We start from the raw sequence: 23,205 nt of genomic DNA on the forward strand, positions 1-23,205 counted from the left end.
TTCTTTGCTGGTCTTGATGTAAGTGAGATCCTACGACTGATTTTTATGCGATACCCAGCTTTACTTTGCGCCCTGTTATTTTCTGCCTACAGCCACTATGTGGCGGCACAATGGCTACAAACCACAGGGGTCGCGCCCCTGGCCGGACAAAGCAGCGCCGATGCGCGCCAGCAGGCTATCAATGATGCCCTTACCCAGGCGTTGCAGTACTCCGGGTTATCGCTGTCGAGTGTGCAAACCCTGAGTCAGGGAGTCTTGACGCAAGATAGCATCAGGATACAGAGTCAAGGCCAGGTACAGCAAATTCATGTGCTTGAAGAGCAACAACAAGATGGCTTGCTGAGTGTGACCTTACAGCTTGATATACGGGCAGGTGCCGATGCTCAGCAGTGCCAGCAAAGCGGTTTACGGAATCATTTTGCCCTAACCCGCGCCGGATTTGCCAACCCGCAGCAAGCCCGCGATGGTCAAATATTTGACATTCCTCAAGCCTTTAGCAAGCAGCTCTTTGCGCTGATGAGCCAGGCCGAATTGAATGTGCGCCCGACTCCCTATTTTAAAGAAGCCCTTGATGTGGCGCCCTTCTTTTCACAGCAGTACGATTATGATGAGCAGCTTATCGATTATGTGGGTAATGCCAGCAATAGCCAGTTTGTGCTGCTCTCGCATATCACCGATGTGTCCTTAGGACAGCAGCTCAACAGCGACTATGCCTTTTGGGCCGACGACAGCTTTGCGCGCTTTTTTAACGTGGAATTTATACTGTTTGATGCCCTGAGCTTTGAAAAGATCTGGCAACAGGCTTATCACACTCAGGCGCCCTGGGATTTTGATAAAACCGCTTTGGTCGATGTGCATAGCGGCATCTTTTGGCAAAGTCAGTATGGCCGCAGCGTCAGTGCTCTTAGCCAGCAGGTAATGTATGACCTTAATCAGGCGCTGCAATGCCTGCCAAGCAAAGGCCAAATTAAGCATATCGAAGATCAACAGGTCATTATCAACCTTGGCAAAGACAATGGCTTGACCCTGGGACAAGAGCTCACCCTGGCTCATAACAACCAGGCAGTCACTTATGCGGGTAAGCGTTTGCCACGCCAGGTAACTACCTTGTACCGGGTCGAAATTACCCAGCTCTATCAGCACAGTGCCGTGGCCAGCAATGTTTCAAAAAGGCCACTGCAGAATATCCAGCTCAATGATCTGGTGCTGGTGAATCCTTAATGAAACATTCGGGCAAGCTGACCTAAACATCAAAAAAAGCGATTGCATTAATCAAATTAAACCATTTTAATGATTTAATTCATCTTGGCATACTGGGCTCATTGTTTAGATAAGGATTAAAACCAATGAGCCAATTTAAAAACAGCACAGGTCTACGCGTACCGGATGTCACCTTTGCCATTCGTGACAATGAACAGTGGCAAAAACGCACCAGTGCAGATATTTTTGCTGGTAAAACAGTGATCGTCTTTGCCCTGCCCGGTGCCTTTACACCCACCTGTTCATCCACTCACTTGCCCCGCTATAACGAACTTGCGTCGGTATTTAAACAAAACGGCGTTGATGACATAGTCTGTGTCTCGGTGAATGATACCTTTGTTATGAACGCCTGGGCGCAGCATCAGGAAGCGGGCAACATTACCCTGTTACCCGATGGCAATGGCGAATTTACCGACGGCATGGGCCTGTTGGTGGATAAAAACGAGCTGGGTTTCGGCAAGCGCAGCTGGCGTTATTCCATGCTGGTTAAGGACGGCGTGATTGAGAAAATGTTTATCGAGCCGGATGTGCCCGGTGACCCGTTTGAGGTGTCTGATGCCGATACCATGCTGGAGTACATCAATCCTCAGCAGGTGAAGCCTCAGCCGGTCAGCCTGTTTAGCAAACCCGGTTGCCCGTTTTGCACGAAAGCAAAAAACCTGCTGACCGAGAAAGGCCTGACGTTTGAAGAGATCATCCTGGGCAATAACGTCTCGCTCACCAGCTTAAAGGCCATCACAGGTCGTGAAACCGTGCCTCAGGTATTTATTGGTGGCGAACATATAGGCGGCAGTGACGATTTGGCCGCTTACTTCGCGGCCCAATAAGATGGCGGCCCCTGCAGGAATCGAACCTGCAACTACCCCTTAGGAGGGGGCTGTTATATCCATTTAACTAAGGGGCCAACCCAGGGTCTGCTGACCCTGGGCTTGATTATAAAGCTAGGTATTTGATAATCAAGCCCATTCATTGGGATTAAGCGGTTATTCCTCATCCCGGATGCTCACTAAAGAGGCGCTACCTGCACCCCTTATTGCACCCGTTAGGCTAGTTTTTTAATAATATCCCTGTCTCTTCTTCGACTTGTCGCGATTGCAGCGCCATTACTGTGCTGCCTGGCAGTAAGATTTGCCCACTGGCCACCAAGGTTCGACTTTGCACTGCGACGATGCGGGCGTTTACCAAAACCCCGTCACTGCTGTCGGTCAAGGTACCGGTCAGCAGGTACTGAGCCGCCGTGGCACTTTCCAGCTCCAGATAGTCGCGGCTTAAGGCAAAGTCACCCTCTGGCGTTACGCGAATATGCCTGGTCAGCTTAAAATCGATAACCGGCACCCGCAGTTGATGAAGCTCGTGCATTAAGGACTCGGCCACATGGTTGCCCAGTAAGCTGCCCTGATTTAAATCACTATCGACATAGGTAAAGGTGGTCACCGCCAGCGCCGTCGTTATCGGCGTCTGCTCCAGGTTGGCCGCCAGCTCCTGGGCCAGCTCCTGAATATAAGCGTTAATGGTTTTGCTTTGCGCGTTAAGCTGCGGCTGTGGGTAGTAGGTACGCTCACCTTGGAAAAAGGCATTGTCCACATGCAATCTCTGACTTGCCTCTGTACTCTTAAGAGCGGTTTCATCGGCGTTTGCTATGCCATGCTGTTGGGCACATCCGGCCAAAGCTGCGAAGGCTAACGTCAGTGCTAGCTTGTTCATTCCTTTCTCCTAGGGTCTAGTATTCGTTTCTATAGAGTTGGCCGTGACGCAACACAGTTTTTTGCTCGGACCACATCACGTTGGCGGGGATATAGTCTGTCGCCGCTGCCACCACCTGCTGAGTATCGAGTTTGATCAGCCGTGCATTCACCACATAGCTGTCTTCTTGGCGCAAGAGGGTGCCGGTTAGGTAGTAATCCAGGTTATGGCGCTGTGATAAACGCATAACATCACGGCTAAGCATCTTGTCCTGCTCCATCTGCATATAAATACCGTCGCTTTGCTTAAAGTCGACCACCTCAAAACCGGCCTGTGTCATTAAGGTGACCAAACCGTCTTGCAATTGCAGCCCAAGATCATGCAATTGAGGATGCCTCGGGTCATGCGCTAATTGCTTTATGGGTAAAAAGGTGCCCACGGCAATGCGCCCGGTTAAGACCAGCTCACCCTGTTGCTTTTCATTACCATGAATACGCGCCAGTAGTTGCTCGGCCAAGCGTTGCGTATGGCCATGTATCGCCTGTGCCGACAGTTGCCGCTCATGTATTTGCTCTGCACTGTACTGAGACTGTGCGCAGGCTGTTAGCGCTAACGTTGCAGATAGAATTAGGTATCGCATCATTCACCCATAGAATTACTCTCTATAAGCTGTTAAGCAAAATCAACGCCAAGATGTCTATTCAGCCGCTGAAAACGGCGGATGCTATGTGGGATGGGAGTTGATGTGAAAGCAGCCGCCCGTGCCACGGGGTCAATCTGACTTACATCCAGGGTCACTGTTTAAGGCGCCAATTTAGTGGCAAGGGGCTTCAGCCTTGCGGCGGAGGCTTGCCGCCCTCAGAGGGGGCGGCAAGAGGATGCGTTAGGTGAGTTACACGGCAAAGGGGTAACGGATAGCATCGTGATGTTGATAGCCAGAGATCTCAAAATCGTCGGTGCTCACCCAGGTTTCCAAATCTTCCAGGGATTTGATCTTCGGGTTAATGTGCAACTGTGGCGAAGGGAAAGGCTCACGCTTTAACTGCACGTCACGCATCAACTCAAGCTGATTTTCATAAATATGGGCATTAACGATTTTATGATACGCCATACCCGGCTTATGACCTGTGATCTGCGCCACCAAGGCTAACAGGGTAAAGACCTGGATTTGGTTAAAGTTTAAACCCAGCGGCACATCACAAGAGCGCTGGTAACTGGTCAAATGCAATGTATCGCCGAGCAAGGAGAAGGTATGGGTGTGCATACAAGGGCGCAAACAACCCAGCTCAAACTCGCCAGGATTATAAAAGGTGATGATTTCACCGCGGTCATCGACACCACGACTGAGGTTATCAACCACCTTTTTTAACTGATCCAAATGCGTGCCATCGGGCTTTTGCCAACTGCGCCCCTGCACGCCGTAAACGCGGCCCATATCATCCTCACCACGACGATTGGGGTTATTCAACCAGGCCTGGTTTTCATTGGCATTGGCATTCCAGGTGTTACAGCCGATATCGCGAAACTGGGCGGCGCTGTCATAACCACGTAAATACCCAAGCAGCTCGGCAATGGCCGCCTTAAAAAAGCTCTTACGGGTAGTGATCAACGGAAACTCATTAGCGGCAACATTGTATTGCAGATCCGCGTTAATCACGGTCAAGCAACGGATCCCGGTGCGCTCATTTTCCACCCAGGTGCCGGTGTCGACGATGCGACGACATAAGTCTAAATACTGTTTCATGCTTGCCTCTTATTTTTTCGCTGCCGGTGCGCCAGCGTTATCTGCTTTGCTGTGCGCCCAGAAGATAAACGCACCACCGAGGATAATCATAGGCAGGGATAAAATCTGCCCCATGGACATAATGCCGCCCAATAAACCTAAATGAGCATCCGGCTCGCGGAAGTATTCAATGGCAAAGCGGAACGTACCATAACCGAGTAAGAAGACTCCGGATACGCTGCCCGCCGGACGCGGCTTTTTAATAAACCACTGCAATATTAAGAACAGCACCAGGCCTTCAAAAAATGCTTCGTATAATTGTGACGGGTGACGAGGCTCTGGTCCGCCGGTCGGGAACACCATGGCCCAAGGCACATCCGAAGTACGCCCCCACAGCTCGCCATTAATAAAGTTGCCAATGCGCCCGGCCAACAGACCAAGGGGAACCAGAGGCGCAACAAAGTCACCCACGGCGAAAAACGATTTACCCCGTGATTTGGCAAACCAAAATATGGCGGCGATCACCCCAAGTGTACCGCCGTGGAAGGACATGCCGCCCTGATCTATACGGAATAAATAAAGTGGGTTTTCAAGGAAATAGGAAAATTGATAAAAGAATACATAACCCAAACGGCCCCCGAGGATCACCCCGAGCATACCGTAAAACAGCAGGTCGCTGACTTCTTCTTTGGTCCACCCCGATCCGGGTTTGGCGGCCTGGCGGTTTGCCAACCACATGGCTAATACGAAGCCAACTAAGTACATTAAGCCATACCAGCGTACGGCCAGCGGCCCTACTTCGAAAATCACCGGGTCAATTTGTGGAAATTCTAAAGCCATAATTTTATTTTTGCCTAGCTAAACACCATACGTAAGGCGATGATCACCAGCAGTAAGGCGAAGATTTTTTTAATATGTGAAACGGGTAAATAGTGCGTAGCGCGCGCACCATAGGGCGCCGTAAACCAAGAGGTCGCGACAATGCCGGCCAGCGCCGGAACATAAACAAAACCGACAAAGCCGTCGCTGATGTTCTGCACCTGCCACCCGGAGGCAATGTACCCCAAGCAGCCAAACAGCGCAATGGCAATACCGCTCACCGCGGCGCAGCCAATGGCTTTTTTCATATCCACGGAAAAGTAGTTCAGCAAGGGGACGATAAGGGCGCCGCCGCCGATACCGATAAGTCCGGACAAAGCGCCCAATAGAGACGTTGAACCGGCCACCACAGGGTTCGATGGCATGGGGCGAGTGCTGGTCGCCCTATGGCTGGAATAGATCATACGCATGGCGATAAAGATTACCGCAACGGCAAAAATGGTTTTCAGTCCCTGCTGGGGAATATAGCTGGCCATAAAGCCGCTGATCAAGGCGCCGGTAGACACACCAAACAGCACCGCAGGCGCCACTTCCCAGGGCACATTGCGGTTGCGATGATGAGCCAGGGCCGAGGACGTGGACGTAAATAAAATCGAGGCCAGTGAGGTGGCAATGGCTATTACTAATACATGTTCGACATCGGTGACATTAAAATGCACCAGCAGCGCACTGAGCGCGGGTACGATAAGCAGGCCACCACCTATGCCTAACAGACCGGCGAGAAAACCCACCACGCTTCCTAGCACCGTGCACAAGATAAAAAGCCAAATAAGATCTGCCATGTATTTTACTTATTCTGTTTTCTTATATCGCTAATATATCAGGTTATAAAGAGGATTTCATTGCTTGCCATCATCGTCTTTTTGTCGATACAGCAATTGCCCCAGGCCCTGTTCAAGCATGAAATCCCGCACTAAACGATGCACCTGTTTGGCATTGGCGGCGCTTAAACATTGTGCCAATAATTGCTTACAAGCCTTAAGGCCGACGCGGCGGATCACCCACTTCACCTTGTGCAGTGCGCTAAAGTTCATACTCAAACTGTCAAAGCCCATGGCTATCAATAAGATGGCTCCCTCTGGCTCACCGGCTAATTCACCGCACAGGCTAAAGGGAAAATTGGCCGCCTGGCATTGCTCGGCAATACTGTTGAGGGCGCGCAGCACCGCCGGATGGTAACAGTCGAACAAATTGGCAACCCGAGAGTTGGCTCTGTCCACCGCCAGCAGATACTGAGTGAGGTCATTGGAGCCGACCGAGCAAAAGTCCACCTTGGCGGCAAACTCATGCAGCAAATAGATACTCGATGGCACCTCGATCATGACCCCGACCAGAGGCTTGTCGATGTAACTGAATTCGTGGGGAAAGTCCTGCTGTAATTCGTAATAGGCACGCTCAAGCAGGGATAAGGATTCATCGACCTCCCCGACCTCACTGATCATGGGCAGCAATATACGGAGATTTCCAAGGCCGGAATTCGCCTTGATCATGGCCTTCAACTGATCAATAAACAGCTCAGGATGATCCAGGCTAACGCGAATGCCGCGCCATCCCAGGAAGGGGTTCTCTTCTTGAATATCAAAGTAATCGAGCGCCTTATCACCACCAATATCCAAGGTACGCATGGTTACCGGGGCGGGATGGTAGCTGCTCAGTACCTGACGGTACCATTGCTCCTGCTCATGCTGCGATGGAAAAGTGCCTTTTTGCATAAACCAGGATTCGGTGCGATACAGGCCCACGCCGTCGCAATAGCGGGCGCTGTCGAGCTCGGTTTGCAAATCAAGGCCGGCATTGAGCATCAGGTCAATGGCCTTGCCGTCCGGGGTGGTCGAAGGCAGATGGTACTCCGACTCAAACTGATCGTGTAACTTGGCGTCACGATGCTGGATCTGCGCGTATTCCTTTTTCAGCGCTTCGCTGGGGCTGAGATACACCCGCCCGGCATAGGCATCGATGATCAGCTCTTTGTTATCGAACTGCAACAGCGGAATATCGTTAATACCCCAAACGGTGGGGATATTCAGCGCCCGAGTCAAAATAGAAGCATGAGAGTTGGCGGCACCGTGCACACTCACCACCCCTTTCAGACGCTCTTTGGGCACCTGCGCCAGCATGGCCGGGGTCAGGGTGTGCGCCACTAAAATGGTATTCTGCGGATACGGCTTAGTCGCCTTTTCGGTATTAAGCAGGTGAAACAGCACCCGCAGACCTATATCTTTCACATCGACGGCACGCTCCTTGATATAAGGATCCTGCATGTCATTGAACTGCTGCACCAGGCGTTCAATCACCCGCTTTAAGGCACTTTTAGCACACCAGCCCTCGGCAATTTCCCGCTCCACATCGCGGCCAAGGCTGCGAGCATCGAGTAATTGCAAATACACTTCAAAAACCGCCACCGCCTCGCTTGGCAAGTGCCCTTGCATCGACACCGCTAAGGTACTGAACTCCTTGCGGGTAGCGGCTACCGCCTGTAAAAACAACTGCTTTTGTTTGAGCTTGTCTTGCTCCTTGCGCATCTCCACTGAAGAGAAGTCAACCTTGGGCAGCACCACATAGGCATCCCCCTGGGCGATACCACCGGAGCTGGAGATCCCCTTTAACATGGTGGAGCGATGGCTAAGATCGTCCTGCTGCAACAGGGTTTGTATTTGTGCATCGGCCAGTTGCGGTGCCAATTGCGCCGATAGGGTGATCAAAAACGATTCCTCGTCCTCGCTAAACACCCGGGCTGCAGCTTGCTGAACCACAATAACCCCAAGCACCCGCTTTTGATGCACCACGGGCACGGATAAAAAGGCGTTGTATTGATCTTCTTTGACAAGATCTGAGGTTATAAAGTGCGGATGGGATTTAGCATAGGCAAGGTTGATAGGCTCTTCACGCTGAGCCACCAAGCCCACCAGGCCCTCGGTAAAGCCGAGGCGAAATTGCCCCACGGCGGCGGGGTTGAGGCCATCTGTGGCCATCAACACAAAGTTATCCTGGCTGTAATCGGCAAAGTAGATCGAACAGCACTCGGTCTTCATCGCCTTTTTGACCTGGCTGACAAACACCATAAGCGCGCTTTCCAAGTTCGGCTGTTGAGCAACTTGCTCGACAATAGCGCGCATGATGGCAAGCATAATGAAAACTCTCCTTAACGGCGGTTACGCCACTGCCCCTGTGGCGATGACTCCTTGCGATTAAATGGCATCGCAATAGGGGCGAACTCTTTCATTACCCGGCGGTATACATCGCGCTTAAAGGCCACGACCTGGCGCACCGGATACCAGTAACTCACCCAACGCCAATCATCAAACTCCGGATGATGGGTTTTAAGTAAGTTTACGTCTTCATCTTTGCATTTTAGTTTAAGCAGGAACCATTTTTGCTTTTGGCCAATACAAACCGGGGTCGAATCACGGCGAATTAACCGTTTCGGTAACTTATAACGCAGCCAATGACGCGAGCTGGCGATAACCTCGACATCTTCTGGAAGCAGTCCCACTTCTTCATGCAGTTCGCGGTACATGGTTTGCTCTGGCGTTTCACCATCGTCCACTCCGCCCTGCGGAAATTGCCAAGAATGCTGGCCGTAACGGCGGGCCCAAAATACCTGGCCTTGGTTATTACAGATTACGATTCCGACATTGGCACGAAAACCTTCGGCATCAATCACCTTAGTGCCTCTTTTGTAAGTCGATTTTTATCGATTGTTCCACAATCGCCAATTGACAGCAAATAATATTCGCAACTAACACCAAGTTACTCACATGTTGTGCATAACTTTTAATAACTACGGATAAAAATAAAACAAATCCACAATAAGTAGGTTTAAAACCGCACTTCTCCACAGATTCTGTGGATAAATATGTTCATACATCTGTATTTTGTGGATTAAAACGTCACAACCTAGATCAAAATCGCTTAGCAAAAACAAAATAAGCAATGAAAATCAATAAGTTACAAAACAAAAAACCTTACCGAGGTGAGCAAAAAAACGCCTATTTATTTCTGCTCAAAATAACAACACTAGGATTTCACCGCGCCTTTGTTACAATCACGGCTCCCGAGCCCTTATCGAGCAGCTATGATTTCGCCACCTTGTAACCTTGCACAATTACGCCAACGCGTCGATGCCATTGCCGGCATGACCCTGGGCGCCCTCGCCCAGCAATATGGGTTTAAAACCCCCGAACATTTACAGCGGGAAAAGGGCTGGGTTGGGCAATTGTTGGAATATGTGCTTGGTGCCAGCGCGGGCTCTTTGCCAGAGCCGGACTTCCCGGCCCTTGGCGTGGAATTAAAAACCCTGCCCATCTCCTATCAGGGCACGCCACTGGAAACCACCTTCGTCAGTGTGGCTCCCCTTACCCAGGTAACCGGGCTGAGCTTTGAGCAAAGCACGGTATATAAAAAACTGCGCCATGTGTTATGGCTGCCGATTCTCGCCGAGCGCGATATTCCTGTGGTTGAGCGGGTCATCGGCAGTGGCTTCCTTTGGCAACCCAATGAGCAACAGTTTGCTCAGCTCAAGCGGGACTGGGAAGAGCTCACCGAGATGATTGCGCTGGGGCAAATCGAGCAGGTCAATGGCCATTTTGGCGAGGTATTACAACTGCGTCCCAAGGCTGCCAATAGCAAGGCGCTTACCGCGGCCATAGGTAAAAATGGCGAACGTATTCAAACCTTGCCTCGAGGCTTTTATTTAAAGACCCAGTTTACTCGGCAGATCCTGGCCAGCCAGTTTCAGCCGTAACGCTCAAAACATACAGGCAATAAAAAACCGCGGTAATACCGCGGTTTTTTTATATCAGCCTGAGCTTATTGGCCTTTGATTTCAGAACGGCCTTTATAAACCGCTTTGTCACCAAGTTGCTGCTCAATACGTAGTAGCTGGTTGTACTTAGCTACACGGTCTGAACGACATAGTGAACCAGTTTTGATCTGGCCCGCCGCTGTACCTACTGCAAGGTCGGCGATAGTCGCGTCTTCGGTTTCGCCACTACGGTGTGAAATAACCGCAGTAAAGCCGGCGTCTTTAGCCATCTTGATTGCATCAAGGGTCTCAGACAGTGAACCGATCTGGTTGAACTTGATAAGGATAGAGTTACCAATGTTCTCGTCGATACCACGCTTTAGGATCTTAGTGTTGGTTACGAATAGATCGTCGCCCACTAGCTGTACCTTGTCGCCAATCTTATCGGTTAGAATTTTCCAACCCGCCCAGTCGCTTTCGTCCAGGCCGTCTTCGATTGAAACGATAGGGTAACGCGCCGCTAGGTCTGCAAGGAAGTCGGCAAAACCAGCCGAGTCGAATACCTTGCCTTCGCCTTTCAGGTCGTATTTACCATCGTGATAGAACTCAGAAGAAGCACAGTCTAGCGCCAGGGTTACGTCTTTGTTTAGCTCGTAACCGGCAGCAGCAACCGCTTCGGCAATCACTTCCAGGGCTTCTTCGTTTGACTTAAGGTCAGGTGCGAAACCACCTTCGTCACCTACCGCAGTGTTTAGGCCGCGCGCGCTTAGTACTTTTTTCAGGCTGTGGAAGATTTCCGCACCCATGCGTAGCGCTTCGCTGAAACTAGGAGCGCCTACCGGCTGAACCATAAACTCTTGGATATCAACGTTGTTATCCGCGTGCTCACCACCATTGATGATGTTCATCATAGGCACAGGCATTGAATACTGGCCAGGTGTACCATTGATGTCGGCGATGTGTTCGAATAGCTCAACACCCTTGTCCTGAGCTGCCGCTTTAGCGTTTGCTAGCGATACCGCCAGGATGGCGTTTGCGCCTAGCTTTTCTTTGTTTTCGGTGCCATCAAGCTCAAGCATGATGTTATCGATTGCACGCTGATCAAGCGCATTTTGACCTTTAAGGGCGGTGGCGATTTCGTTATTTACATAACCTACGGCCTTCAATACACCCTTGCCCAGGTAACGACTCTTGTCGCCATCGCGTAGCTCAAGCGCTTCGCGTGTACCGGTTGAAGCACCAGAAGGTGCACAAGCACGACCCCAAGCACCGCTGGCTAGGTATACTTCGGCTTCAACAGTTGGGTTACCGCGTGAGTCCATAACTTCACGGCCAATCACTTTAACAATTTCTGACATCTCGATTGATTCCTCTTGTCCCAGGTTTAGTACTCCCTCCCCCGGGGCCGATTCTTGGCGCCTCTGGGCAAGGGGTATAAAAACGAAAAAGCCGTGCATGGGCACGGCTTAGTACGATCGATTACGAAGATTGCTTCTGGAAGCTGTGTGCAGCCGCCACGAAACCTTCAAATAGTGGGTGACCATCACGTGGCGTTGAGGTGAATTCCGGGTGGAATTGCGCCGCAATAAACCAAGGGTGATCTTTGTTTTCAATGATTTCCACCAGCTTCTTATCTTCGGAAAGACCGGTGAACTCAAGACCCGCTTGCTCAAGCTGCTCAACGTAATTGTTGTTCACTTCATAGCGGTGACGGTGACGCTCAACGATTTGATCATTGCCGTACACTTCACGTACCTTTGAACCTTCTTTCAGATGACACAACTGAGCGCCAAGACGCATGGTGCCGCCTAAATCAGACGCTTCGTCACGAACTTCAACGTTACCGTCTTTATCAAGCCATTCGGTGATAAGGCCCACTACAGGGTGCGGCGAGTTAGCATCGAACTCGGTTGAGTTCGCGCCTTCAAGACCGGCTACGTTACGCGCATATTCAATTAGCGCTACCTGCATACCTAAACAGATACCCAGGTAAGGCACCTTGTTTTCACGGGCATACTTGGCCGCCATGATCTTGCCTTCTACACCACGACCGCCGAAGCCGCCCGGTACCAAGATGGCATCAAGACCTTTAAGCAGGTCAACGCCCTTGCTTTCGATGTCTTGCGAGTCAACGTACTGAATGTTCACTGTCAGGCGGTTTTTCAAACCAGCATGCTTAAGGGCTTCGTTAACCGACTTATAGGCATCCGGTAGTTCGATGTATTTACCCACCATACCGATAGTCACTTCACCAGTAGGGTTCGACTCTTGGTAAAGTACTTGTTCCCACTCGGATAGATCCGCTTCCGGGCAATCCAGGTAGAAACGACGACAAATGATGTTGTCCAGATCCTGCGACTTAAGCAGCGCAGGGATCTTATAAATGCTGTCTACGTCTTGTAGCGAGATAACCGCTTTTTCTTCAACGTTAGTGAACAGGGCAATCTTGGCACGCTCATTACCCGGTAGTTTACAGGCTGAACGACATACCAGGATGTCTGGCTGAATACCGATAGAACGCAGCTCTTTTACAGAGTGCTGAGTCGGCTTGGTTTTTACTTCGCCCGCAGGGCCTAAGAAAGGCACCAGCGTTAGGTGCATAAACAAGGCGCGCTCACGGCCGATTTCCGTGCCTAACTGGCGAATGGCTTCTAAGAAAGGTTGTGACTCGATGTCACCTACTGTACCGCCGATCTCAACGATGGCAATATCATGACCTTCTGCACCTTCAACTACACGACGCTTAATGTCGTTAGTGATGTGCGGGATAACCTGAATGGTTGCACCCAGGTACTCACCGCGACGCTCGCGACGAAGTACGTCTTCGTATACGCGACCTTGGGTGAAGTTGTTGCGGCTGGTCATCTTGGTGCGAATGAAGCGCTCATAGTGACCAAGGTCAAGGTCCGTCTCTGCACCGTCTTCGGTAACGAACACTTCACCGTGTTGAATTGGGCTCATGGTGCCCGGATCAACGTTGATATAAGGATCCAGCTTTAAGATTGTGACTTTTAAGCCACGTGCTTCTAAGATCGCTGCCAATGATGCAGCAGCAATACCTTTACCCAACGAGGAAACCACCCCGCCTGTAACGAAGATAAATTTTGTACTCATGCGAACCCTAAGATATCAGGAAATGGATTAAATTATAGAATCAAGACGGGGCGATAGTATAGCAAAGCCCCCTCGGCCAATCCAGCTAAAATTAACCTCGGGGAGCGTCCTTATTCGCGCTCTTTTACTGTCTGCCAGGCCGCTTCCATCTGCGCTAAATCGGCGTTTTGCAGGTCTAGCCCTTGTGCTGCCAGCTGCTCCTCGACACCGTTAAAGCGACGGCTAAACTTGCGGTTGGCCCGGCGTAACAGTTGCTCCGGGTCATGCCCTAGGTGGCGGGCAACGTTTACCGTAGCAAACAGCAGGTCGCCAATTTCCTCGGCGCAGTGCTCACTATTTGGGTCATTGTCTATGGCTTCGCGCACCTCAAGCACTTCTTCGGCGACCTTGTCCAGAGCACCATCGACGCTCGGCCAGTCAAAGCCCACCGCGGCAACGCGCTTTTGAATCTTATTGGCGGCACTGAGCGCCGGCAGGTTAGCGGGAATATCATCGAGCAGATGATGCTGCCCTTGGGCCAGGCGGGCCCGATGCTTGCGCGTTTCCCAGTTGTCCTGGGCTTGGCCATCGGCAAAAATATGGGGGTGGCGCTGCTTGAGTTTGCCATTGAGCTCGGCAACCACGGCATTAAAGTCAAACAGTTGTTGCTCGCTGGCCAGCTGGCTGTAGAAGATAACCTGAAACAGCAGATCCCCAAGCTCCGCCTTAAGCTCATCAAAGGCACCGCGCTCTATGGTGTCGGCCACCTCATAGGCTTCTTCCAGGGTGTGCGGCACTATGGTTTCAAAGGTTTGTGCCAGATCCCACTCACAACCGGAATCGGGGCAGCGCAGCTTGGCCATGATGGCCTGCAGCTCGGCAATGGCGTTATGACTCATCCCCCCGCACCCACGCGACTGGCGTCATACACCCCCTCGATTTGCATCAGCTTGGTCAGTAAGCGGTTGGTACTGCTTAAATCCGACACCGCAATCTTCATATTGAAAATCGCCAGCTGTTTCTCGTCCACCGTGTTCACGTTCATGCTCAGCACATTGACCTTTTCATTGGCCAGCACCGAGCTGATATCGCGAATCAGCCCCTGGCGGTCAGTGGCTTCCACCTTAATAGACAGGGCAAAGTCGCTGCTGGTATTTTCCGACCAGCTCACCTCGACGATGCGCTCCGGATGGCGCGCCTGCAAGGTGGCAAACTGCTCACAGTCACTGCGGTGTACGGCAATGCCGCGGCCCTGGGTGATATAACCACAGATGGCATCGCCGGGCACCGGCTCACAACAGCCGGCCATATGACTCATCAGCGAACCAACGCCTTCCACCACTATGCCGTTTTTATCCGCCTTGGTGCTGCGACTATGCTGCTTAAACTTAATTTCGGCTCGGGCTCGCCCTTGTTCTGCACAAAATTCAACAGTTGGTTTAAACGCACATCGGCGGCGCCTATGGCCACCAGCAGGTCATCCAGATTAGTGAAGTTAAAGCGCTTAATGGCCGGGTCGAGATCCTTGTAGGTGAGATCCAGCTTCTGCAATTCGTTATCGAGAATGTCTTTACCGGCCTGCAGGTTTTTATCTCTATCGAGCTGTTTGAACCAGTGATGGATCTTCGCCCGTGCCCGTGATGAGCGAATATAGCCAAGCGATGGGTTTAACCAGTCGCGGCTCGGGTTCGGCTCTTTCTGGGTAAGAATTTCAACCTGATCGCCGGTTTGCAATTGATAGGTAAAGGGCACAATTTTGCCAAATACCTTGGCACCTATGCAGCGATGGCCAACGTTGGAATGAATATAGTAAGCAAAGTCCAGCGGCGTGGCGCCATAGGGCAAGTCGAAAATATCGCCACGCGGGGTAAAGACATAGACCCTGTCTTCCACCACCTGGTTTTTCAGTTCATCGGCCAGGTCTGTGCCGTCGACCACTTCTTCTTGCCATTGCAGAATTTTTTGCAGCCAACTGATTTTTTGCTCATAACCGCTGTCGCGACCGCCCAGCGCTCCTTCTTTATACATCCAGTGCGCGGCCACACCGAGCTCTGCATCCTCGTGCATCTGCGCGGTGCGAATTTGAATCTCCACGGTTTTGCCCTCGGGGCCAAAAACCACGGTGTGGATGGACTGATAGCCGTTAGGTTTTGGCGTGGCGACGTAATCGTCGAATTCTTTAGGCAGATGACGCCAGCTGGTATGCACTACGCCGAGGGCGCCATAACAATCCTGAATCTTATCTACCACGATACGCATGGCGCGAATATCGAAGAGTTGGTCGAACTCATAGTTCTTTTTGCTCATCTTTTTGTAGATGCTGTAGATATGCTTGGGGCGGCCATAAACCTCGCCCTTAATGCCCGCTTCATCAAGCTTGGTTTGCACCTGCTTGACCATATCACGCATATATTCTTCGCGGTCGAGCCGCTTTTCTTCTAAAAGTTTGGCGATACGCTTATAGGTTTGCGGATGCAAATAACGAAACGCGAGATCTTCAAGCTCCCATTTCAACTGGCCTATCCCCAAACGGTTGGCCAGCGGTGCAAAAATGTTACTGGTTTCCTTGGCGGCAATGACCCGCTCTTCTTCATCGGCATTTTTCACTTCGCGCAGATAACATACCTGCTGCGCCAGCTTGATCACCACGGCGCGCACGTCTTCGACCATGGCCAGTAACATGCGACGGATCTTATCCACCTGTACCTGCCCGTTGGACGCATGAGCCAAGGTGCTGATGGTGGCCATTTGCTCCACGCCCGTCAGCAACAGGCCGACATCCTTGTTGAAGTCCTCACTGACGTCACTAATGACGATTTTATCGGCAAGAAAATACGGCGTCAGGTAGGCGGTGGCCAAAGAGATCGCATCAAGATTCAGTTGCGCCAGAATTTCCACCATTTCCAGCGCCAAGCGGTCATTTTCGGCGCAGCGGAGCTCGCCGCAATAATCGGCGGCGGCTTTCACCAACTGATACTTTTCGTCACTTAACGCCAGCTGCTTTAAGGCGCTGTCGAAGTTCTCGATATGGGTGCGATGCGACTGTCTAGTTGCCACCATGGCGGACTCTACCCCCGTGTAAATAATGCCATTGTTTCGATATGACCGGTGTGCGGAAACATGTTCATAATCCCCAATTTGCTCAGCGTAAAACCGGCCGCCAGTATCGTTTTACTGTCTCTGGCCAGAGTAACGGGATCGCAAGACACGTACAAGACGCGTTTGAACTGTTTGAGCGGTAATTGCGCAAGTATGGCCTCGGCGCCCATGCGCGACGGATCAAGCAGCAACACATCAAGGTTTTTGTCAAACCAGCTCGCCCGCGCCAAGGGTTCGGTTAAATCGAAACAATGGAACTGGCAATTATCCAGGGCATTGGCCTGGGCATTAACTTGAGCATAGTCCACTGCCGAGGCCACGCCCTCAACACCGACCACTCTTTTTGCCTGCTTTGCTGCCAATAAGGAGAAGTTACCGACGCCGCAGAACAAATCCAACACCTGCTCATCGGCGCTTAACGCCAGCCACTGCATGGCCTGCGTCAACATCTGCTCGTTCACCTCGGCATTGACCTGAATAAAGTTATCCAAGCCGAACTGCAGGGACAGCGCGCCCTGGTCAATATGATAACTGGCCGCCGGTAAGCTTTGCTCGGCACTGTGCTGCCACACCAGGGTCCAGTCATGCTCGCGGGCCTGCTCTTCGACTCGTTGCTGTACCTTATCGGCAATGGCCTTGGTGTGACGTATAACTATGTAATGCTTTTCATCTGTGGCCACCAGTTGCAAATGGGACAAGGAGCGCAGCGCCGGATGCTGATTGATCTGGGTGCGAAAGAAGGCAAAAACCTCGGCAAAGCCCTGTTCCAACACCGGGCAGTGTTCAATATTAACTATCTGCTTAGAGCCTTGCTGGCGAAAGCCCACCTGCAGGCCACGACTCTTATCATGGAAAATGCTGATACGGGCGCTGCGACGATAATGCCAGGGCTGGCTTTCTATCGGCGCCTGCCAGGGTAAGTCTTTTTGGCCGGTAAATTTGGCGAACAGCGCGCCCACCGCCTGCTGCTTGGCGTCCAGTTGTGCCTGCAGTTCAAGATGCTGCAAGTTACAGCCGCCGCATTGCTGATAATGCTGGCACAGGGGCTTAACCCGTCCGGCACTGGCGTCGAGCACCTTGATGCATTGTGCCTCGGCATAACTTTTCTTATCCGCATTGATACGTGCAAGCACGCGCTCACCTGTTAAGGCACCGTTAACAAAAACGACCTTGCCGTTACTTTTTGCCACGCCGCGCCCATGGTGATCCATGCTTTGGATATTTAGTTCTTGCGTTTGATTTTTAACTTGTTTTTTACTTGGCTTAAAAAAGTTCGCCATGCCCCGCCCTAATTTACATTGCTAAAGATCGGTGTAAGCTATAACCTAAACTTAACACAGTCTCATTTATTTGTTTGCTTATGAACCGACTAGGCCTTCGGGATTCAGTCCTGATCCTGACCTTGGTGCCTACTGTGGTGATTGGTCTATTGCTCGGCGGTTATTTTACTATAAATCGCTACCTAGAGTTGGATGAATTTCTAATCGAGCAAGGCAGCACCATTATCGAGCCATTAAGTATTGCCATAGAGCAACCCTTAGTTAAAAACGACAAAGCCGCCTTAGAACGTATTGCTCGACACATTCACAATATGCACTCGCCGCTGATCAAGTCGGTGGCCATTTTTGATGCCAGCGATTCTTTGGTGGTGACCAGCAATCTGCATCGAAATTTTGAGCGTCTGACCAATATTCCTCCCGAGGTGCATCAAAGCCTGAACAAGGCCATTCGCGACGATCAGTATTTAATTTTCTATCGCGGCGTACTCGATCCCAATGCCCCAAGCCATCTGCCATTTCAAACCGCCGGCACTGTGATGGTGCAATTTAACCGCCAGGCCGCGGTGATTGAGCAACAAAAAGCAATTTTGATCAGCGCCGCGGTGATCCTGTTGGCCATCGGCTTTGCCGTGGCGATCTCCATACGCCTCAGCCGCATGATCACCCAGCCTCTGTCGCGCCTGGTGCGTGCCACCGGTGAGGTCGCCCGTGGCGAAGAACCACAAAATATCACCCAGACCATGCAGGGGGAGCTGGAGCAATTGCGTTTAGGCTTGGTAAGTATCACCGAATACATGGCCGATGAAAAAGACGAAATGCAGCGCCATATCGACCAGGCCACCGCTGATTACCAGGAAACCCTGGAACAGTATGAAACCCAAAATATTCAGCTGAATATCGCCAAGCGCGAGGCCCTGGCCGCCAACAAGGTGAAGTCGGACTTCCTGGCGAAGATGAGTCACGAGCTGCGCACCCCGCTTAACGGCGTCATCGGCTTTGCCCGCCAGCTTTATAAAACGCCGCTGAATAAGAGCCAAAAAGATTACCTCGATACCATAGAGGCCTCGGCCAACAGCCTGCTCAGCATCATCAGCGATATTCTCGATTTCTCCAAGCTCGAAGCCGGCGCCATGGAGCTGGAAAGCATTCAGTTCCAGTTACGCGATGCGGTAAACGAGGTGCTGACCCTGCTCGCCCCCGGCGCCCATGAGAAAAACCTGGAGCTGTCGATTCATGTTAACCCCAATGTACCGGAGCAACTGCTTGGCGATCCGACCCGTTTTCGCCAAATACTTACCAACTTAGTGAGTAACGCCATTAAGTTTACCGAGCAGGGTGAGATTAATATAGATATCAGCAGTCGCCTGCTGGCCGATGAGCGCACCTCCTTGTTGATCTCGGTAAAAGACACCGGCGTGGGCATTGCCATGGATAAACAAGACACCTTGTTTACTCCCTTTGGTCAGGCCGACTCCAGCATCACCCGTAAATTTGGCGGCACCGGTCTGGGGCTGATTATCACCAAGCATTTGGTGGAAGCCATGGGTGGACGCATCACTCTAAACAGCGCGCCGGGCAAAGGCACCTGCTTTACCTTTAATGCGGTGTTTAAACTGCCGGACCATCACTTCCAAAGCGAGCTGCCCTGTGCCTCGCTGGCCAATAAGCGGGTGCTGTATTTCGAGCAAAACGAGCACAGCTATATGGCCACCACCAGCATTTTGCATGCCTGGGGCGTGCATGTAAGCGGTTGTCGCAGCCTGGAAGAACTTGAGCAGGTGTTAAGCGGCTCCTTCACATTCGATATCTGCGTGCTCGGCGATGCCGGCGGCGTCGAGTCCATGGCGCTGATGAAACAGCTTATTACCCTGGTGCGCCCGCACAGCGACTATATCTATTTGCTGCTTAATACGGTGTCGCACAATATGCGCGAGGCCCTGGTTGGCAGCGGAGCCGACGGTTGCCTCAGCAAACCCATTAATCATCGCAAGTTCTGTGAAATGTTGGCGGCGCCCTATCGTCTCGACCACCCCACCATTCACACCCAGGACCGCAAGGCCAGCCGCCTGCCGTTAAAGGCCCTGGTGGTGGACGACAACGACGCCAACCTGAAACTGATCTGCGCCCTGCTTGAAGAGCAGGTCGAAGAGCTGGACACCGCCCATAACGGTGCCCAGGCGGTGGAAGTCTGTAAAAGCCATAAATACGATATGATCTTTATGGACATTCAGATGCCAATTATGGACGGTATTACCGCCTGTAAGCTGATTTGCGAGTCCTCCCTCAATGAGGATACGCCGATCATCGCCGTGACCGCCCATGCCCTAAGCGGCGAAAAGGAGCAGCTTAAGGACGTCGGCTTTGCCAGCTACCTCACCAAGCCTTTGGACGAAGACATGCTCTGCGAGGTGCTGATGGAGCACGGCGCCGACCATAAGCGTCTGCGTGAGCGCCACGGCAACAAGAGCGCCCTAAGCACACCGCCCTTTACCAGCAATGGCCTGAACTGGGAGCTCGCCCTGCAGCGCGCCGGCGGCAAGGAAGACCTGGCTCACGAAATGCTGAACATGCTGTTGCTGAGCATTCCCGAGACCGCCAGCCTGATAGAAGACGCCATCGCCGCCAAGGATCATCAGCGCCTGCTGTCTATTATTCACAAGTTCCACGGCGCCTGTTGTTATACCGGAGTGCCGAAGCTGAAGAAGCTCGCCGAGCTGATTGAAACGGCCATGAAGGAGCAGGCCAGCATCAATGATATCGAGCCCGAGTTGCTGGAGTTGCTCGATGAGCTTAGGAATTTGATGACGGATGCGGGGTTGGAGAAAAACAACTCGTTGTGACCGCTGGTGTGATTACCATCACACCCAAGGGGGCCAGCCCCCTTGGCACCCAGGTTTTGGATGAGTTTCCTGCTCGCAAATAACAAGGCCGGTGCTTTGCTTCTAGATTAGGAGGCAATTAAGTAACACCGCGCTACGTATTGAGATCTTGTCGGTTCGCCGACTTCGACTTAGAGGAAATGCTTGTCCATTTCCTCTAAGAACTCCTAGGACACCCCAGCATTTGCTTGATTCTTCGCCTGTCGGTGTTGCTAACGCACCCGGCGAAACTCGGCTATCCCTGCCTCGATTCGCCTAACTTGACCATCCCAGGTCAAGTTGTACTACCAACCCCACCATGCTCAGCGCAAATGCACGGGGCCTGACTGATACACCTGTGTTCGAATTACGGCTATCGCAATCTGTTAGATGGCTAGGAGCGATTTACAGACAATTGCATTAAGCACCTTTTCCTTAAAGCAGACGTTCATCAAGGCTAAACAGAGTCGTAACTTCAGGCCGATAGCTGTCATTAACCTTGATGTGGCTAATAACAGCTATTTGATCTTATGATTGACACCAGTACATTTTCAATGCCTGTAAAATGTAAGCTGTGCTAGTTGATTTAGGAGAATAAAACTACAACGTAATGCACCCACTCTTATATGTTTGTTTGAAATTTCTTAATCTATCAACGATGACTTAGAAATCAACGAAATCAAACTGTCAATTTTTTTGTGTAATATAGCAATTTCTTTTTTCATATCATATTCTTCAACTGAAAACTCTTTACCTGAATTGAGGTTGAACCAATCATGACTACCATCGAGTGTTACTACTTTAGCGATTTTTCTGTTGCAAGGATTCTCTTCGGCCGCTCTTTCTTTAATTGCTTCTTCAAGGTCATTTTTTGAGTCTGTAGTTCCATGGTTAATGAAAACTGTTGTTTGCTTTACAGTGTTATCCCCTTCTTTTAGTGAAAATAAAAAATCAATCAAACCGTCTTCATCTGCATGAGCTGAATAGTATGGAGATAAATCAATAACTTCACCGTTTATGCTCGAATCATTACCATCCAATATCATTCTGCCTCGACTACCAAAGCTTTGAAAACCCGTAATCACAACTGTGTTTTTAGGGTCATTACCAAATTCATCAAGGTAGCTTACAATCGGGCCTGCTTCGCACATACCTGCGCTCGCAATAATAATGCTACCTCGCTGACCTATTCCTTCAGTTTGTCCGTATGTGCTTGGTTTCTTAGTTTTCTTTTTACCTTGCTTGTTTGCATGCCTGACTCGATCAATCAAATTAATGTAGCCGAGGACCACGTCATTATCTTTGAATGTAAAATTATTTGTCTCAAAGATTTCCTTTAGGGCTTCAACATCTTGAGCACTCATTGCATTACTTTTATAGGGATATTTCTCCTTAGAATTAACTTTGAAAAGCTCTTCTAGGTAGGTACGGTTTGCTTTAACTGCCATTGGCGAATCAACGTAGATAGCGAACTTATTACTTACGTAACCTTCACGATCTTCTAGGTATTGAGGTATAACGCTTTTATCAATTAGAGACAACATCACTCGGTAGATGTCATAAATGATTTCTTGCGTTCTATGTATAGAAAAAGCGGGGATGAACAATTTGCCATCTTTGTTAATTACTTTATCTAATATCAGGTTTTCGAGGGCGTCTAACCTGCTGGCATCTGATTTGAACTTCTCCTCTCTCTTCCTGCCACCATAAGTAGATTCTATAACGATATAATCGGTGTCATTAAAAGGTAGTTGATTGGCTTTGAGTAAAGGAAGGTACTCACGCCCATCAAAATTACACCCCACATCACCGCTAAATAAGATCGTTTTACCTTTTCTATCAGGGTCCTCTTCGAAAGCCCAGTTGATGCAAATACTGCTCGCTCCAAGAATATGACTACCTCTAAGAAACGAAACCCGTAAGTCTGTCGTGAGTCCAAATAGCCTGCCCCAACCAGAGTTAGGTCTAATGTCTACATACTCAAAATCTACCAGCTTAACATCTGTTATATCGTAAAAGTTAGCAATTTTTGCACAGTCAATCATCGCTATTCGCGCGAGCTCTCCTGTAGCTTTGGTGCAGTAAACTTTTCCATTAAATCCGTCTTTGTATAGCTTAGGAATTAAACCGCAATGATCTAGGTGAGCATGAGTAAGCAATACAAAACGAATGTCTCTTGGATTAAAGGGAAAGTCCTGCTTGTTGATCCAGTCAGCTTCGGCTTGCCCAATATGTAGCCCACAGTCAACTAAAAATAGCGTGTCTTGTCGAAGGTGTTTCAATAAAGTACAAGAGCCACTAACTCCTTTTGTTGCGCCAATAAATTTAATTTCCATAAAGTTCCTTTTTATCTTTAAAAAAATGGGGTCAGGTTAAAATAAACGTAAAATCAGAGTCGATTTGAATATTTACAGATCGGATAATCTACAAGCTGAGATTAACACAATAAGCGAACGACATTGCTAAATGTTGATTTAAATCGAGCCATTAGAAATGACTGCTTTCAGATCTATCGCCTGCTTTTTCAAGGTCATAGAGGAACAAGGCATTACGCTGAGCGTCGGCAAATGCACTTATCAGCCCATC

The 23,205-nt window shown here is 50.5% G+C and carries 16 protein-coding genes, 1 tRNA gene and 1 pseudogene; 4 read left to right on the plus strand and 14 right to left on the minus strand.

The window, feature by feature from the left end; genetic code table 11:
• The first annotated feature begins 45 nt into the window (after nt 1–45).
• Both C2M29_RS14990 and C2M29_RS14995 read left to right on the plus strand, forming a co-directional pair.
• On the plus strand, nt 46–1,221 hold the full coding sequence (locus C2M29_RS14990; protein WP_158684744.1) for a flagellar assembly protein T N-terminal domain-containing protein: 1,176 nt from the start codon (nt 46–48) through the stop codon (nt 1,219–1,221).
• A gap of 125 nt (nt 1,222–1,346) precedes the next feature.
• Nucleotides 1,347–2,087 (plus strand): glutathione peroxidase, encoded by a 741-nt coding sequence (locus tag C2M29_RS14995; RefSeq protein WP_105190555.1) that lies wholly within the window; start codon nt 1,347–1,349, stop codon nt 2,085–2,087.
• A 2-nt stretch (nt 2,088–2,089) separates the two neighbouring features.
• Here the strand turns inward: C2M29_RS14995 and C2M29_RS15000 are convergent.
• The 8 genes from C2M29_RS15000 to rppH all read right to left on the minus strand — a co-directional run bounded on the left by C2M29_RS15000 (nt 2,090) and on the right by rppH (nt 9,209).
• Nucleotides 2,090–2,164, minus strand: a tRNA-Arg gene (locus C2M29_RS15000).
• Nucleotides 2,165–2,307: 143 nt separating this feature from the next.
• Nucleotides 2,308–2,964 (minus strand): FlgO family outer membrane protein, encoded by a 657-nt coding sequence (locus tag C2M29_RS15005; RefSeq protein WP_105190556.1) that lies wholly within the window; start codon nt 2,962–2,964, stop codon nt 2,308–2,310.
• A gap of 16 nt (nt 2,965–2,980) precedes the next feature.
• Nucleotides 2,981–3,586, minus strand: a complete 606-nt coding sequence (locus C2M29_RS15010) for a FlgO family outer membrane protein (protein ID WP_105190557.1) — start codon at nt 3,584–3,586, stop codon at nt 2,981–2,983.
• Nucleotides 3,587–3,835: 249 nt separating this feature from the next.
• Complete coding sequence (locus C2M29_RS15015; RefSeq protein WP_105190558.1) at nt 3,836–4,687, minus strand: thymidylate synthase; 852 nt, start codon at nt 4,685–4,687, stop codon at nt 3,836–3,838.
• Nucleotides 4,688–4,696: 9 nt separating this feature from the next.
• Nucleotides 4,697–5,506, minus strand: coding sequence for a prolipoprotein diacylglyceryl transferase (gene lgt, locus C2M29_RS15020; protein WP_105190559.1), 810 nt, complete (start codon nt 5,504–5,506; stop codon nt 4,697–4,699).
• A gap of 14 nt (nt 5,507–5,520) precedes the next feature.
• Nucleotides 5,521–6,327, minus strand: a complete 807-nt coding sequence (locus tag C2M29_RS15025) for a sulfite exporter TauE/SafE family protein (protein ID WP_105190560.1) — start codon at nt 6,325–6,327, stop codon at nt 5,521–5,523.
• Nucleotides 6,328–6,384: 57 nt separating this feature from the next.
• On the minus strand, nt 6,385–8,673 hold the full coding sequence (ptsP, locus tag C2M29_RS15030; protein ID WP_105190561.1) for a phosphoenolpyruvate--protein phosphotransferase: 2,289 nt from the start codon (nt 8,671–8,673) through the stop codon (nt 6,385–6,387).
• A 14-nt stretch (nt 8,674–8,687) separates the two neighbouring features.
• Complete coding sequence (gene rppH / locus C2M29_RS15035; protein ID WP_105190562.1) at nt 8,688–9,209, minus strand: RNA pyrophosphohydrolase; 522 nt, start codon at nt 9,207–9,209, stop codon at nt 8,688–8,690.
• A 411-nt stretch (nt 9,210–9,620) separates the two neighbouring features.
• Here rppH and mutH point away from each other — a divergent pair, with 411 nt between their 5' ends.
• The gene (mutH, locus tag C2M29_RS15040; RefSeq protein WP_105190563.1) at nt 9,621–10,289 is read left to right on the plus strand and encodes a DNA mismatch repair endonuclease MutH; all 669 of its coding nucleotides are present in this window, start codon (nt 9,621–9,623) and stop codon (nt 10,287–10,289) included.
• A 65-nt stretch (nt 10,290–10,354) separates the two neighbouring features.
• Here mutH and eno read toward each other — a convergent pair whose 3' ends face one another.
• The 5 genes and pseudogenes from eno to rlmD all read right to left on the minus strand — a co-directional run bounded on the left by eno (nt 10,355) and on the right by rlmD (nt 17,761).
• Nucleotides 10,355–11,647 carry a phosphopyruvate hydratase gene (eno, locus tag C2M29_RS15045; RefSeq protein WP_105190564.1) on the minus strand — a complete coding sequence of 431 codons (1,293 nt, stop codon included), beginning with the start codon at nt 11,645–11,647 and terminating at the stop codon, nt 10,355–10,357.
• Between the two features lie 121 nt (nt 11,648–11,768).
• Nucleotides 11,769–13,403, minus strand: a complete 1,635-nt coding sequence (locus tag C2M29_RS15050) for a CTP synthase (protein WP_105190565.1) — start codon at nt 13,401–13,403, stop codon at nt 11,769–11,771.
• A 110-nt stretch (nt 13,404–13,513) separates the two neighbouring features.
• Complete coding sequence (gene mazG, locus C2M29_RS15055) at nt 13,514–14,281, minus strand: nucleoside triphosphate pyrophosphohydrolase (protein WP_105190566.1); 768 nt, start codon at nt 14,279–14,281, stop codon at nt 13,514–13,516.
• Nucleotides 14,278–16,442: pseudogene (relA, locus tag C2M29_RS15060) on the minus strand (GTP diphosphokinase). Before relA ends, mazG begins: the two are co-directional and overlap by 4 nt.
• A gap of 8 nt (nt 16,443–16,450) precedes the next feature.
• Entirely contained in the window at nt 16,451–17,761 is a 1,311-nt protein-coding gene (gene rlmD, locus C2M29_RS15065) for a 23S rRNA (uracil(1939)-C(5))-methyltransferase RlmD (RefSeq protein ID WP_105190567.1), read from the minus strand.
• A gap of 80 nt (nt 17,762–17,841) precedes the next feature.
• Here rlmD and barA point away from each other — a divergent pair, with 80 nt between their 5' ends.
• Nucleotides 17,842–20,601, plus strand: a complete 2,760-nt coding sequence (gene barA, locus C2M29_RS15070; RefSeq protein ID WP_105190568.1) for a two-component sensor histidine kinase BarA — start codon at nt 17,842–17,844, stop codon at nt 20,599–20,601.
• Nucleotides 20,602–21,263: 662 nt separating this feature from the next.
• Here barA and C2M29_RS15075 read toward each other — a convergent pair.
• The gene (locus C2M29_RS15075) at nt 21,264–22,955 is read right to left on the minus strand and encodes an MBL fold metallo-hydrolase (RefSeq protein WP_105190569.1); all 1,692 of its coding nucleotides are present in this window, start codon (nt 22,953–22,955) and stop codon (nt 21,264–21,266) included.
• Between the last annotated feature and the right edge of the window lie 250 nt (nt 22,956–23,205).

The organism is Pseudoalteromonas sp. T1lg48, assembly GCF_002964785.1.
Lineage (GTDB): Bacteria > Pseudomonadota > Gammaproteobacteria > Enterobacterales > Alteromonadaceae > Pseudoalteromonas.

What these genes read in the sequence shown, in the direction of transcription:
- C2M29_RS15075 (WP_105190569.1), bottom strand. Translation starts at nt 22,955, where the DNA reads ATGGAAATTAAATTTATTGGCGCAACAAAAGGAGTTAGTGGCTCTTGT.
- lgt (WP_105190559.1), bottom strand. Translation starts at nt 5,506, where the DNA reads ATGGCTTTAGAATTTCCACAAATTGACCCGGTGATTTTCGAAGTAGGG.
- mazG (WP_105190566.1), bottom strand. Translation starts at nt 14,281, where the DNA reads ATGAGTCATAACGCCATTGCCGAGCTGCAGGCCATCATGGCCAAGCTG.
- barA (WP_105190568.1), top strand. Translation starts at nt 17,842, where the DNA reads ATGAACCGACTAGGCCTTCGGGATTCAGTCCTGATCCTGACCTTGGTG.
- C2M29_RS15010 (WP_105190557.1), bottom strand. Translation starts at nt 3,586, where the DNA reads ATGATGCGATACCTAATTCTATCTGCAACGTTAGCGCTAACAGCCTGC.
- C2M29_RS14995 (WP_105190555.1), top strand. Translation starts at nt 1,347, where the DNA reads ATGAGCCAATTTAAAAACAGCACAGGTCTACGCGTACCGGATGTCACC.
- C2M29_RS14990 (WP_158684744.1), top strand. Translation starts at nt 46, where the DNA reads ATGCGATACCCAGCTTTACTTTGCGCCCTGTTATTTTCTGCCTACAGC.
- ptsP (WP_105190561.1), bottom strand. Translation starts at nt 8,673, where the DNA reads ATGCTTGCCATCATGCGCGCTATTGTCGAGCAAGTTGCTCAACAGCCG.
- C2M29_RS15005 (WP_105190556.1), bottom strand. Translation starts at nt 2,964, where the DNA reads ATGAACAAGCTAGCACTGACGTTAGCCTTCGCAGCTTTGGCCGGATGT.
- eno (WP_105190564.1), bottom strand. Translation starts at nt 11,647, where the DNA reads ATGTCAGAAATTGTTAAAGTGATTGGCCGTGAAGTTATGGACTCACGC.
- C2M29_RS15050 (WP_105190565.1), bottom strand. Translation starts at nt 13,403, where the DNA reads ATGAGTACAAAATTTATCTTCGTTACAGGCGGGGTGGTTTCCTCGTTG.
- rlmD (WP_105190567.1), bottom strand. Translation starts at nt 17,761, where the DNA reads ATGGCGAACTTTTTTAAGCCAAGTAAAAAACAAGTTAAAAATCAAACG.
- C2M29_RS15025 (WP_105190560.1), bottom strand. Translation starts at nt 6,327, where the DNA reads ATGGCAGATCTTATTTGGCTTTTTATCTTGTGCACGGTGCTAGGAAGC.
- mutH (WP_105190563.1), top strand. Translation starts at nt 9,621, where the DNA reads ATGATTTCGCCACCTTGTAACCTTGCACAATTACGCCAACGCGTCGAT.
- C2M29_RS15015 (WP_105190558.1), bottom strand. Translation starts at nt 4,687, where the DNA reads ATGAAACAGTATTTAGACTTATGTCGTCGCATCGTCGACACCGGCACC.